Genomic DNA, 12,346 nt, shown 5'->3' with positions numbered 1-12,346 from the left:
CTTCATTAATCGGGGCCGGACCTTCGAGCTGGCCCGCCGAAGAGCGGCGCCGAGGCCTTAAGGACCTAATCGACTCTAACTGTATGTAGGATGGCGTTAGACGATTTCCTGACCAGTCAAAACGACGCTTTATTCGCCTTGGTCTTCCGAAGCTTTGGACGTCTCCGAGCGTGAGCGTGCGGCCCGCTGCGCTTCGTTCAAGCTTTTGATTTCTTCGAACAGCTTGCGTATTTCCTGCTTCGCTTCGGGATGGCTTTGGTTCCAGTGGCTCGCGAGTGCCGGCATCGATTTGTGGATATGGTTGTAGATGGCCCATTTTTTTACTTTCTCGACCGTTTCCTGGTTGGTTTTGCCGGTCAGAAGCTCTGCGAATTTCTCCACCAACGCTTCGAACTCGCGATCAAATACGGGATTCATAGTTCTTGACACCTTTCGCCTCGATTGTTACTTTCAGTCTACGAGAACGGAGACGCGTTGTCAAAGCGCCTTCGCCCGCATAAGCGGCCTGCCGTTCGCGGCGGTTTGCGGGCTGGCAGGGCATGCTAAACCTACAATCCAAGAAATAGAGGGACGGCCATGACACCATATTCGGAAACGGATGGAACGATTATTGAGCGGGAACGGCTCCCGGACCCGGCAGAAGGTTTGAATCTGGAGCGAGTGACGTACTACAGTCAAGGGCTCCGGGTAAAAGGGTATTTGTGCGCGCCCGAGTCCAGTGGACCGCTGCCCGGTCTCGTATACTGCCGAGGCGGCATACGCGGCGTCGGAATGGTCCGCATCCCGAGGATCGCGACATTGGCGAGGCGCGGATACGCCGTGTTCGCTCCGTTCTACAGAGGGAACGAAGGCGGGGAAGGGCGGGAAGATTTCGGCGGCGAGGACCGTTACGATTTGTATGCCGGTATCCGTTTGCTGCGCGCGCTTCCCGCGACGGGCCCGGACCCGGTGCCGTTGATCGGCTTTTCCCGGGGAGCGATCATGGCGCTGCTGGCGGCCAAGGAATGCGAGGGAGTCGGTCCCGTAGTCGTATGGGGCGGGGTCAGCGACCTGCAGCTGACCTACGAAGAGCGGGTCGATTTGAGGCGGATGCTGAAACGGGTCGTCGGCCATCCGAAAAAAGACGAGGAAGCGTACCGCAGCCGTTCTCCCGTATGCTGGGCCGGGCAAATCCGCTCGCCCGTGCTCATTATTCACGGCTCTGACGACGAGCACGTAGGCGTGGAGCATGCTTACCGGCTCGCCAAAGCGATGGAGGCGGCCGGCAAGCCGGTTGCGATGAACATTTATCAAGGAAGGGCTCACGTTTTTCCGCGGGATGAGGACGAGCAGGTGCTGGATACGATTTTCAACTGGATCTCCCATTGACAGTGGGACTCCTCGGGACTATAATTTAAACAGTTTAAATATTAAAGTGTGAAAATAAATTTCGATTAAACGGGAGGTGCATCGTTGGGCGCCGATTCGCAAGGATATGTCGATCGTTTCCATTCCGCGATGGAGTCATTCAAGCGCAAAATCGTACAGGAGTTTTCCGGCAGGCTGCAGTATGGGCTGACGATGCCGCAATTTTTCATGCTGCATATGATTCGGGATAAAGGACCGTGCAAGGCTACCGCATTGGCCGAGCAGATGGAAGTGAAGCCGAGCGCGATCACCGTCATGATCGACCGTCTCGTGAATCACGGCTTCGTGGAGCGAAGCCATGACGAAAGGGATCGGCGCATCGTGCTGATCCGGCTTACCGAGCAAGGCAAGCAGGCGCTTGTCCAGATGAACCAAATCCGCGCTGAGATCGCCAGCCGCTATTTCGACAAGATCGACAAAGACGAAGCGGAGCAATTTCTGAACATACTGGAAAAGCTTGCGAAGTAAAGTCCGGCGCGACGAGCCCGGGAAGCAAAATTTCATAAGGAGGAGCAAGTGTGGACACAGTGCGGGAAAAGCCGTTGAACGAGGAACAGCCGCTGCAGCGGAGGGGGCTGCTCATTGTCGGATTGATGATCGCGATGCTGTTCGGCGCGCTCGATCAGACGATCGTCGGAACCGCCATGCCGCGGATCGTCGGCGAGCTGGGCGGGCTTGGCCTGATGGCTTGGCTTACGACGGCATACATGCTGACCTCTACGGTCGTCGTGCCGATCGCCGGCAAGCTGGCCGACTTGATCGGCCGCAAAGTCGTTTACGTGACCGGTCTCGTCATTTTTATAGGGGCATCCGCTTTGTGCGGAATGGCTCAAGGTATGACGGAGCTTATCGTGTTCCGCGCCCTTCAGGGTGTGGGCGGGGGCATCATGATGCCGATGGCGATGATTATCATCGGCGATATTTTTACCGGCAAGGAACGCGCGAAGTGGCAAGGGGTATTCGGAGGCTTGTTCGGCTTGTCGTCGGTCATCGGTCCTCAAGTAGGCGGATGGCTCGTCGATTCGCTCAACTGGCGTTGGGTGTTTTACATCAATTTGCCCGTGGGAGTGCTCGCTACGATTCTGATCGCCATGGCGCTGCCTAAGCATAAGGCGCCGGGCAAGGTCGTATTCGACATTCCGGGCATGGCGACGATGATCGTCGGGGTCGTCAGTCTGCTGCTGGCGCTCACGTTCGGAGGCGTCGATTACCCGTGGGGCTCCTGGCAAATTATCGGCCTGTTCGCTTTGGCCGTAGTGTCTCTCGCCGCATTCGGCGTCATCGAATCGAGAGCGAAGGAACCGATTCTTCCGATCCGGCTGTTCAAAAACCGCGTGTTCAGCTCGATCAACGCGGTCGGCTTCCTGATGTCGGTCGGCATGTTCGGGGCAATCATGTTCGTTCCGTTGTTCATGCAGGGGATCGTCGGGGTAAGCGCCTCGGCCTCGGGAACCGTCATGACGCCGCTCATGATCACCATGATCATCACGAGCATTATCGGCGGTCAGATTGTGTATAAAATCGGCGTACGCGTGCAAATTATGATCGGAATGATCGTCATGGCCGGAGGCTTCATTCTCCTGACGAACATGGGAATGGAAACGACGAAGCTGGGCGCTTCGGGCATTATGGTCGTGCTCGGCGTCGGAATGGGGCTTGTCATGCCGATATTGACGCTGGCGCTCCAGGACAGCTTCCCGAAATCGGAATTGGGCGTCGTAACGTCGTCCAGCCAATTTTTCCGCTCGATCGGGGGGACGTTCGGGATGACGGTGCTCGGCGCGATTATGAATCATCAGTCCAGCAAGCTGCTTACGCAAGATTTGGCTCCCGTGCTGAGCAAAATGCCGGATCAATCGGGGATGGTGGCGGATATGGCCTCCAAAATCCACAGCGATCCGCAAAGCTTGTATTCGATGCTGCTCAGTCCGGAAGCGTTGGCCAAGCTGCCGAAGGAATTCATCGATGCGGTATCGCCGATTCTGAAAAGCTCGATGGTAACCGCCTTGCACAGCGTTTTCTGGCTCGGCTTCGTGTTCGTGCTGCTCGGGGCGGCCATGACCTTGTTGATCGGCCGGATCAAGCTGTCCGAACGGAAGAAGGGAGAGAACAAGCTGCAGGAGGCTTCGGTACACTGACCGGCACCGGAACTTCGGCATGGATTATGCTGGCGCATTCGAATCGATAGTTGCCGCATGTTGATGTTTATCCAAAAAACGCTCCCGTCTACGTATGGTCGGGGAGCGTTTTTTGGCTATATTCCGCGAACGACCTTTAACGCGTCTTCGCATATAACGGAACGCTATTCCGTTAAAGTTCCATTTTCCTCGACATATCCGAAAATAGCGGAACAGCGTTCCGTTATATCCGATTGTGGTGAAGAAAAGTGTCCGTGGAGGAGAAATAAGGGAACGCTATTCCGTTATCGTGTCATCAACGGCGTCGTTCGGAGAAATAACGTGCGTACGTTCCGCTATTTTCTGTGCGATTTCAAGAGAGAAAGTACACAGCTTCATCCTTGCCGGGAAGCGGCTTTGTCTTTCTTGGGCCAAATCAAGTAGCTGAAGCTCCAGAGCAGATCGATGCCGAGCACGACCGTCCATAGCTTTACGACGGAGAGCAGGGCGGAGGTGCGCTGCTCGTCCCCGACAAACCAGACCATCGCATACAGGACCACACAGCCGAGCGCCCAAGCGACGAGATGATGCAGCCACAACTTGGCTTCATGGATCGCATGCTCCCGGCCGTGCTTGGGGGGCCGGGCGGGCGGAGGCCCTCCGGCGAACCGGTGGGCGAACCGTTCGTCGGCCCACTTGATCATCCGATGTCCGTAGGCGACGGAAACGCCGATATAGACGGCGGCCAGTCCGTGCGTTATATTCGCCGTCGCCCCGTTTCGCAGATCGACAACGGTCGCGACGATGAGCACCAAATCGACCACAGGGGTGCACAGCAGCAAGACGGAGCCCAATCGCTTCAGCTTCAGTACGTATCGGCTGAACAAACCGGCCAGGACGAACAGCCAGAAGCCGATTTCGCAGCCTATAATAAATGCGGTAATCATCGATGTAAAACTCCTTTTTCAATACAAATGTATTAAAACAACCGAATTTATTTTAACACGATTGTATTATGAAAAACAACCGTGATATAATCGGAGCATGCCGAAAATCGTAAATCATGACAGCCGCCGAATTCAGCTGGCGGAAGCCGCTTGGCGCATCATTCGCAGCAAAGGAATCGACGAAGTATCCGTGCGCAACGTCGCCGAAGAGGCGGGAATGTCGCTCGGCTCGCTTCGCCATTATTTTGCGACGCATTCCGAGCTGCTCGCTTTTTCCATGAGACTCGTCTCGGACAGAGTGGAGAGCCGGTTGAGGAGCATGGAGTGGAACGGCGGTCCCCGCCAAGCAATGGAGGCGATCATTGCGGAGCTCGTCCCGCTCGACGACGACCGTTTGGCCGAATGCCAGGTTTGGTTCGCCTTCGCGGGCAAGGCGATTGCCGATCCGTCGCTGGGCGCGATGCTGCGCGAGGTCCACGATTCGCTTCATGCCCTCTTCCGCCAGCTCACGGACGATCTTATACGCCTCGACTTGACGAAGCCGGGCATCGATGCGGAGCTCGAAGCGAAGAGAATGCACGCGATGGTGGACGGGCTCGTCGTTCACGGAGTGACATGCCCCGAGCGTCTGACCGGCGAACGGATCAAGGAGGTCGTGTCTTACCACCTCGATCGTATTCTCCGTTAACCGGGCGTCCGAATATTCATCCCGTCTGCGCCGATGACGGCGGCAGCCGGTTGTAGCAATCAGCATCCTGTTGCCTGACAAGGGCGGACGGATGCTTTTTGGCATGAGCCGGAACCCGCTTATGTGTAAGCGTTACTAATGGACATTTAATAGACTTGTCTTTTAATACCGATATAGCCTAATCTTAAGGTAAGCAAGTTTATATTTTGCCAAATCGAAGGGAGTTCTTATGAAAACAATTGCCGAATTAGAAGCCAAACTGGCCGAGCCTTCCGAGGCGCTCGTTAAAGACATCGCAGCAATCGACGGAGACATTATGCTGCTCGGCATCGGCGGCAAAATGGGGCCGAGTCTGGCGAGACTGGCGCAAAACGCATTGAAGCAAGCGGGCGTGAACAAAAAAATATACGGCGCATCGCGCTTTTCCGACAAAGAGCTGAAGGCGGAGCTGGAGGCGGACGGGATCGAGACGATCAGCGTGGACCTGCTGAACGACAACCAGCTGCAGCAGCTGCCGGACGTCAAAAATGTCATTTATATGGCCGGCAACAAATTCGGCACGACGGGCAACGAGCATTTCACTTGGGCCATGAACTCGTATTTGCCGGGCCGCGTAGCCGAAAAATATAGAAACTCCCGCATCGTCGTATTCTCGACGGGCAACGTATATCCGCTTACGCCGGTATTTTCCGGCGGCGCGACGGAAAATACGCCTCCGGGAGCCAACGGCGAGTACGGCATGTCCTGTCTCGGCCGCGAGCGCGTATTCGAAAGCTTCTCCCACCGCTACGATATCCCGATGGCCATCTACCGTCTGAACTACGCGATCGACCTCCGTTACGGCGTATTGCTGGAAATCGCCAGATCGGTCAAAGCCGGACTGCCGGTTGACGTTTCGATGGGCCACTTCAACGTCGTGTGGCAAGGAGACGCCAACGAATGGGCTATCCGCTGCCTGAATGTGTGCAGCACGCCGCCTGCGGTATTCAACATGTCCGGGCCGGAGACGCTGTCGATGCGCTGGGTTGCGGGCGAGTTCGCGAAACGTTTCGGCGTCGAGGCGAATATTTCCGGTCAAGAATCCGACACGGCGCTGCTCAGCAATTGCTCCAAAGCGCACAAGACGTTCGGCTACCCGCGCGTCAGCATTCTTCAAATGATCGACTGGATCGCGGATTGGGTGGAAATCGACGGCAAAACGTGGAACAAGCCGACCCACTTCCAGGAAAGAGAGGGGAAATATTAAGCCATGAGCCGCAAACCATTAAGCCCCGAGCAAGTGAAGGCGCTGCACGACGGCCTTGTCATCCCGGCCCAGCCGCTCGCGCTGACCGAGGAGCGGAAGCTGGACGAAAGACATCAGCGGGCGTTAACCCGTTATTATATCGCGGCAGGCGCCGGCGGCGTTGCCGTAGGTGTCCACTCGACGCAATTCGAAATCCGCGAGCCGCAGCATAATTTGTACGAGCCGGTTCTCCGTCTCGCCGCCGAAGAGGCGGATCGGGCGGGATTGGATCGTCCGTTTATCAAAGTGGCCGGCATTTGCGGTCCGACCGCGCAAGCGCTGAATGAAGCGGACATTGCCGTCAAGATCGGCTATGACGCCGGACTCGTCAGCATGGGCGGTCTGAAGGAATGGACCGAGGAGCAGCATCTCGAGCGGATCCGCGCGGTTGCCGAGAAAATCCCGGTCATCGGCTTTTACTTGCAGCCATCGGTCGGCGGCCGTATTTTCAGCTTCGACTTCTGGCGTCAGCTCGCCGACATCGACGGCGTCGTCGCGATCAAGATGGCTCCGTTCAACCGCTACCAGACGATCGACGTCGTACGGGCGGTAGCTTATTCCAAGCGCCGCGACGAAATCGCGCTATACACGGGCAATGACGACAATATCGTAACCGATCTGCTGACGACATACCGTTTCAACGTCGACGGACAAACGGTCGAGAAAAAAATCGTCGGCGGACTGCTCGGCCACTGGTGCGTTTGGACGAAAAAAGCGGTCGAGCTGCTTGACGAAGTCAAGCAGGTGCGGAACGACGCGACTCTTTCCGCAGAATGGCTGACGCGCAACATCGAAGTGACGGAAACGAATGCGGCTTTCTTCGATCCTGCGCACAATTTCGCCGGCTGCATCCCGGGCATTCACGAGGTGCTGCGCCGCCAAGGGCTCATGAAGGGCACGTGGTGCCTGAATCCGCACGAAGTGCTGTCCCCCGGCCAGACGGAGGAAATCGACCGGATGTACCGCGATTACCCGCATCTGAACGACGACGAGTTCGTCCGGCGGCATTTGAGCGAGTGGCTGGCCGATTGATAAACGCATAAGCGGACAGTGAAATAGCGCTGTCCGTTTTTGTCCGTTCGGAATAAAATGAGGAAAGACGGGGCAGAATGAGGGGTTAGTCCAATGCGATTCAAAGACGTTTTTTCGATTATCGGTCCGGCCATGGTCGGACCATCGAGCTCGCACACGGCGGGCGCCGTCCGGATCGGACGCGTCGCGCGGCACATTCTCGGCGATTTGCCGGAGAAGGCGGATATTTTGTTTTACGGGTCTTTTGCAGATACGTATCGAGGCCATGGCACCGATCTTGCCATCGTGGGCGGCTTGCTCGATTTCGACACCGACGACTCCCGCATCCCCTCTTCGCTCGCGATTGCCGGGCATCTCGGAATGGACATTGCATTTAAAGAGGGAAAAGGACAGTTTCCGCACCCGAATACGGCCAAACTGATCTTGCGTCGCGGAGAGCGGGAAGTGACCGTGGTCGGCGCTTCGATCGGCGGGGGCAATATAGAAATGTTGGGCGTGAACGAATTCGACGTGAAGTTTACCGCCATGTATCCCACTCTGATTTTGTTCCACAATGACCGTCCGGGCATGATCGCCGACGTGACCCGTGTACTGAGCCGCGAGAACGTGAACATCGGACATATGTCCGTCGACCGGAAAGGACGCAGCGGAGAAGCGCTCACCGTCATCGACACGGACAATTCCCTGACGGAGGACGTAATCCAAGAGATTGCGCAGCTGGCAACGGTGCGCGATGTCCGCTTGGTCGACTTGACGGCAAATGGGGGGAGCGAAGCACCATGAGATTTCGTACGCTGAAGCAGTTGGTCGAACTGTGCGAGCGGGAAAACAAATCGTTCGGCCGCCTTATGCTGGAAGAGCAGGCCAACGAATCCGGCAGGAGCGAGCAGGAAGAATTCCGCAAAATGTCCGAATACTATGCGATCATGAAGGAAGCGGTCCGCAAAGGGTTGACCGAGGACACGACATCCCGCAGCGGGCTCACCGGCCGCGACGCCCAGCGGGTTATGCAATATATGGAAGGCAATGAAACGTCCGTCGGAGCCGTTGCGGCGGAGGCGATGGCGAACGCGCTGGCCGTATCGGAAGTAAACGCTTCGATGGGGCGGATCATCGCGACGCCGACTGCCGGCTCGTGCGGCATCATACCGGGCGTATTCGTCAGCAGCCAGAAGCGGTTCGGCTGGAATGACGATACGATGACGTATGCCTTGTTCGCCGCCGGGGCGATCGGCTACGTCATCGCCAACAATTCGTTCGTCTCCGGCGCCGAAGGCGGCTGCCAGGCGGAGGTCGGGTCGGCGATCGGCATGGCTGCCGGAGCGATGGCCGAGCTGCGCGGAGGCACGCCGTCCCAGGCGGCGCACGCGGTAGGGCTGGCGCTCAAAAATACGCTTGGGCTCATCTGCGATCCGGTGGGCGGGCTCGTGGAAATACCGTGCATCGTGCGCAACGGCTTCGGGGCGGTTAACGCTCTGGCGGCGGCGGATATGGCGCTTGCCGGGGTGCGCAGCGTCATTCCGTCGGATGAAGTGATCCAGGTGATGCTGGAAGTCGGGTCGAGCATGCCGGAGAAACACCGCGAGACGGCGAAGGGCGGACTGGCCCAAACTCCGACCGGCAAGAAGATCATGGATCAGCTGTACCGGAAAGGCTCGCCGAAGCAAACGGCCGCGGATGCCGCCGGAAACGATGCCGGCGCGCAAACGGAGAAGAAAGACTAGCATGGGATACCGGTAAGGAATGATCCGGAGAGCGGCTGCCATCCCCTTAAAGGGTTGGAACAGCAAGACATTTGAATAAATTACGAAGTCAAAGAAGATGGCTTGGCTCGTTAAGATAATGGCAGGGGACGCTAAATAGCGGAGCGGTTAATGTTCGGACGAGCGGCTTGACGCAGGAACGTCAGCCGGGCGCCATGAACGATTTCGTTCCGCTATTTCATTCGTTTGAAATGGAACGAGGGCGCCGGCGCAATGTGCGGATGAACTCGAAAATGACGGGATTCAGCGAATACGCGGAATCGTTTCGGAAGCATGGTTGACGATTTGATCCCAATGTACGATTATGATAATGATAACGGGATAGATGGTTTTCCAATATCGCGGCGATTGCCCCTGCGAACGTTGAAGTCCGTTTCGACCCGATAGCACCGAACCGTTACGATACGCGATACGAAAGGAAGATCTTCATGTCACAAGCAAACGCCCTGCAGCCGCTGCTCGCTGCGGGACAACGGATGGAATCCGAGCTGGTCGATTTCCGGCGCGATTTGCACCGCAATCCGGAGCTCAGCATGCAGGAATCGGAGACGGCGGCGAAAGTCGCGGACCGATTGCGGGCGATCGGATTCGAGATCAAGACCGGCGTAGGCGGACACGGCATCGTCGCCGAGCTGTCCGGCGGCAAGCCGGGTAAAACGATTGCGCTTCGCGCCGATATGGATGCGCTTCCGATCGAGGAGGAAAGCGGCGTGCCGTTCGCATCGGGGCGCCCCGGCGTCATGCACGCCTGCGGACACGACGCTCACACGACGATGCTGCTGGGAGCGGCCCGCATTTTGGCGGAACGGAAGGACGAAATCAACGGCAGCGTCCGCTTCTTGTTCCAATCCGCGGAAGAAATCAATCGCGGCGCCCGGCTCATGATCGAAGAAGGCGCGCTCGACGGCGTGGACGAAATATACGGATTGCATAATTTGCCTACGCTGGCGGTCGGCAAAGTCGCCACCCGGTATGGCTCGTTGATGGGGTCCGTGGACCGCTTCGAAATATCGCTGACGGGCAAAGGCGGCCATGGAGCTATTCCGGATCAAAGCATCGATCCGGTCGTCGCGGCTTCCGCCATCGTAATGGGACTGCAGACGGCGGTAAGCCGGGAAATATCGCCCTTCGATCCGGTTGTCGTGACGGTCGGCAGCGTACAGGCCGGCGACACGTATAACGTCATTCCGCACCGCGCTTCGATGGTCGGAACGATTCGGACGTTCTCCCCGCGCGTCCAGAGCACAATGCAGGAGCGAATTACCCGTATTGCCGGCCAAATAGCCGAGGCTTATCGCTGCAAGGCCGAAGTCGATTACGTCGAGATGACGCCGGTGCTCGTTAGCGCCGACGATTGCGTCGCGCACGTCGAGCGGACCGTCGAAGCCGTCATCGGTGCGGACAACCGTATCGAAGCGGCGCCGACGCTGGCCGGCGAAGACTTCTCGCTCTATTTGCAAAACGTGCCGGGCTGCTTCTTCTGGCTCGGGTCCGGTCCTCTGGAAGGGGCGGAGCACGCCTACGGGCTTCATCATCCGAAATTCCGGATCGAGGAAGACTGCTTGCCGCTCGGAGCTTCTCTTCTTGCGGCCGTCGCGCTAAACCGATTAACCTAAGGAAGGCTGCAGGCGGCGATTATTTCCGCCGGCCGCTTAAGCGATTATAACGTCACGTCTGGAGGCTGAACCATGGCCGAAACGAACACGGCTCCGACCGCCAAAGGCATCGCCATCGGGATTATCGGTCCCGAGCCGCTCGTCGAGAAAATGAACCATTGCTTGAAGGGGTTTCCGTCGTTCGACCCGATCGCCCGGGCATACAGCCGCGAGGACGAGGCGCCGGACCTTGCCCGGGAACTGATGGACCACGTGGAAGTGATCTTGTTCTCGGGACCGGTCCCGTACAGGCTGGCCGTCGAAAAGCTGAATTTCAAAATTCCGGTCCATTATGTGCGTTTGTCGGGCACGGGCTTGTACCGGGCGCTATTCCGCATCGAGAGACGATGGGGGCTCGATGAAATGTCGGTCGACACATTATCCAAGCAATCGGTGGAGCAAGCTTTCCGCGAGCTTGGAGAAGTGTATAAGGGAACGGTCCACTATCCCGGGTCCGAATTCGTGTCCAAGGAAGCGCTGATCGAATTCCACGCCGAGCAGTACAAGTCCGGCAGGGTGAAGGTAGCTCTCACGAGCGTAGGTTCCGTATCGTCGGCGCTGACGGAGCAAGGCATTCCGAACGAATGGGTGCTGCCTACCGATCAGGACATCATCGTGTCGCTGGAGCGTTCGTTGCTGTCGACGGAGACGCGCCGCAGCAACGAGTCGCAAATCGTGGCCGGTTTTATCCACGTGGACGAATTCGACCGTCTTGCGAAGAAAAAAACGTCGGAGCACGAGGTGCAGCGGCTCAAGCTGGACATTCATCGGATGCTGCTCGGATACGTGGAGTCGCTCGACGGGCATTTGACGCATCTGGGCGGAAACGAATATTTGTTCATTACGACCCGCGGCATTTTCGAGCGGGAGACGGGCGGCTACAAATCGATTCCGCTGGCCCGGGTTGTCGAGAAGTACTATGGGCTGTCGCTCAGCATCGGCATCGGGTTCGGGCGTTCGGCCAATGAAGCCGGTACCCACGCCAGACTTGCGCTGCGCAATTCGAAGGAAAGCGGGGGAGACATCTGCTTCATCGTCCGCGAGGACAAGAGCGTGATCGGACCTCTGGAGATGACGCATCCGCACGAGTACGACCTGTCGCTGATCGACGCGAACTTGCTGAAGCGGGCCGAAGACGCCGGCCTGACGTCGGGCTATTTGAGCAAGCTCGTCGCCCATGTTACACGCTTCGGCAAGACGGATTATACGGCGCAGGAGCTGGCCAATGTGTTGGACGTCACGGTGCGCAGCACGCATCGTTTTTTGCTGGCGTGGCTCGATTCCGGGCTGATCGAAATTATCGGCGAGGAGAAGGGCAAGTCGAAAGGCCGGCCGAAGCAAATATACCGGCTGTCTTTTCTGAGCGAGCTGGTCAGGTAACGTTGCGCCGAATCGGGAAATATCGAAAAAAAAGGCGAAGCCGATCGAAAGAAAAGGCAATATTTCCGCTCC

At 57.5% G+C, this 12,346-nt stretch carries 12 protein-coding genes; 10 read left to right on the top strand and 2 right to left on the bottom strand.

All coding sequences use genetic code 11. The annotated features are described in order from the left end of the window. Positions 1-129: 129 nt before the first annotated feature. On the bottom strand, positions 130-417 hold the full coding sequence (locus tag FE784_RS06950) for a YusU family protein (protein ID WP_139601419.1): 288 nt from the start codon (positions 415-417) through the stop codon (positions 130-132). A gap of 159 nt (positions 418-576) precedes the next feature. On the opposite strand from FE784_RS06950, the gene FE784_RS06945 reads away from it, so the two are divergent. From FE784_RS06945 to FE784_RS06935, 3 genes are all read left to right on the top strand, one after another. Then, a complete protein-coding gene (locus FE784_RS06945) occupies positions 577-1,368 on the top strand; it encodes an alpha/beta hydrolase family protein (protein WP_139601418.1) in 792 nt (263 codons plus the stop codon). 84 nt (positions 1,369-1,452) lie between these two features. Next, positions 1,453-1,875, top strand: a complete 423-nt coding sequence (locus tag FE784_RS06940; protein WP_139601417.1) for a MarR family winged helix-turn-helix transcriptional regulator — start codon at positions 1,453-1,455, stop codon at positions 1,873-1,875. Between the two features lie 50 nt (positions 1,876-1,925). Beyond that, positions 1,926-3,545: an MDR family MFS transporter gene (locus tag FE784_RS06935; protein WP_281287030.1), complete on the top strand. Its 1,620-nt coding sequence runs from the start codon at positions 1,926-1,928 to the stop codon at positions 3,543-3,545. 374 nt (positions 3,546-3,919) lie between these two features. On the opposite strand, the gene FE784_RS06930 is transcribed toward FE784_RS06935, so the two are convergent. Continuing rightward, positions 3,920-4,471 carry a hypothetical protein gene (locus FE784_RS06930; protein WP_139601416.1) on the bottom strand — a complete coding sequence of 184 codons (552 nt, stop codon included), beginning with the start codon at positions 4,469-4,471 and terminating at the stop codon, positions 3,920-3,922. A 97-nt stretch (positions 4,472-4,568) separates the two neighbouring features. On the opposite strand from FE784_RS06930, the gene FE784_RS06925 reads away from it, so the two are divergent. The 7 genes from FE784_RS06925 to FE784_RS06895 all read left to right on the top strand — a co-directional run bounded on the left by FE784_RS06925 (position 4,569) and on the right by FE784_RS06895 (position 12,274). After that, complete coding sequence (locus FE784_RS06925; protein ID WP_139601415.1) at positions 4,569-5,159, top strand: TetR/AcrR family transcriptional regulator; 591 nt, start codon at positions 4,569-4,571, stop codon at positions 5,157-5,159. Between the two features lie 229 nt (positions 5,160-5,388). Further along, positions 5,389-6,405 carry an NAD-dependent epimerase/dehydratase family protein gene (locus tag FE784_RS06920; RefSeq protein WP_139601414.1) on the top strand — a complete coding sequence of 339 codons (1,017 nt, stop codon included), beginning with the start codon at positions 5,389-5,391 and terminating at the stop codon, positions 6,403-6,405. A gap of 3 nt (positions 6,406-6,408) precedes the next feature. Further along, positions 6,409-7,476, top strand: coding sequence for a dihydrodipicolinate synthase family protein (locus tag FE784_RS06915; RefSeq protein ID WP_139601413.1), 1,068 nt, complete (start codon positions 6,409-6,411; stop codon positions 7,474-7,476). A 93-nt stretch (positions 7,477-7,569) separates the two neighbouring features. Next, positions 7,570-8,259, top strand: coding sequence for an L-serine ammonia-lyase, iron-sulfur-dependent subunit beta (gene sdaAB / locus FE784_RS06910; protein ID WP_139601412.1), 690 nt, complete (start codon positions 7,570-7,572; stop codon positions 8,257-8,259). Then, positions 8,256-9,200 (top strand): L-serine ammonia-lyase, iron-sulfur-dependent, subunit alpha, encoded by a 945-nt coding sequence (gene sdaAA / locus FE784_RS06905; protein WP_139601411.1) that lies wholly within the window; start codon positions 8,256-8,258, stop codon positions 9,198-9,200. Before sdaAB ends, sdaAA begins: the two co-directional genes overlap by 4 nt. A gap of 467 nt (positions 9,201-9,667) precedes the next feature. Beyond that, positions 9,668-10,855: a M20 metallopeptidase family protein gene (locus FE784_RS06900; protein ID WP_139601410.1), complete on the top strand. Its 1,188-nt coding sequence runs from the start codon at positions 9,668-9,670 to the stop codon at positions 10,853-10,855. Between the two features lie 72 nt (positions 10,856-10,927). After that, complete coding sequence (locus FE784_RS06895; protein WP_139601409.1) at positions 10,928-12,274, top strand: helix-turn-helix domain-containing protein; 1,347 nt, start codon at positions 10,928-10,930, stop codon at positions 12,272-12,274. Positions 12,275-12,346: the final 72 nt, after the last annotated feature.

The organism is Paenibacillus hemerocallicola (genome assembly GCF_006265175.1).
GTDB classification, from domain to species: domain Bacteria; phylum Bacillota; class Bacilli; order Paenibacillales; family NBRC-103111; genus Paenibacillus_AB; species Paenibacillus_AB hemerocallicola.
The sequence above is the reverse complement of the archived record's forward strand: the minus strand, read 5'-3'. Positions and strand labels throughout refer to the sequence as shown.

What these genes read in the sequence shown, in the direction of transcription:
- FE784_RS06930 (WP_139601416.1), bottom strand. Translation starts at nt 4,471, where the DNA reads ATGATTACCGCATTTATTATAGGCTGCGAAATCGGCTTCTGGCTGTTC.
- FE784_RS06900 (WP_139601410.1), top strand. Translation starts at nt 9,668, where the DNA reads ATGTCACAAGCAAACGCCCTGCAGCCGCTGCTCGCTGCGGGACAACGG.
- FE784_RS06950 (WP_139601419.1), bottom strand. Translation starts at nt 417, where the DNA reads ATGAATCCCGTATTTGATCGCGAGTTCGAAGCGTTGGTGGAGAAATTC.
- sdaAA (WP_139601411.1), top strand. Translation starts at nt 8,256, where the DNA reads ATGAGATTTCGTACGCTGAAGCAGTTGGTCGAACTGTGCGAGCGGGAA.
- FE784_RS06920 (WP_139601414.1), top strand. Translation starts at nt 5,389, where the DNA reads ATGAAAACAATTGCCGAATTAGAAGCCAAACTGGCCGAGCCTTCCGAG.
- sdaAB (WP_139601412.1), top strand. Translation starts at nt 7,570, where the DNA reads ATGCGATTCAAAGACGTTTTTTCGATTATCGGTCCGGCCATGGTCGGA.
- FE784_RS06915 (WP_139601413.1), top strand. Translation starts at nt 6,409, where the DNA reads ATGAGCCGCAAACCATTAAGCCCCGAGCAAGTGAAGGCGCTGCACGAC.
- FE784_RS06945 (WP_139601418.1), top strand. Translation starts at nt 577, where the DNA reads ATGACACCATATTCGGAAACGGATGGAACGATTATTGAGCGGGAACGG.
- FE784_RS06895 (WP_139601409.1), top strand. Translation starts at nt 10,928, where the DNA reads ATGGCCGAAACGAACACGGCTCCGACCGCCAAAGGCATCGCCATCGGG.
- FE784_RS06925 (WP_139601415.1), top strand. Translation starts at nt 4,569, where the DNA reads ATGCCGAAAATCGTAAATCATGACAGCCGCCGAATTCAGCTGGCGGAA.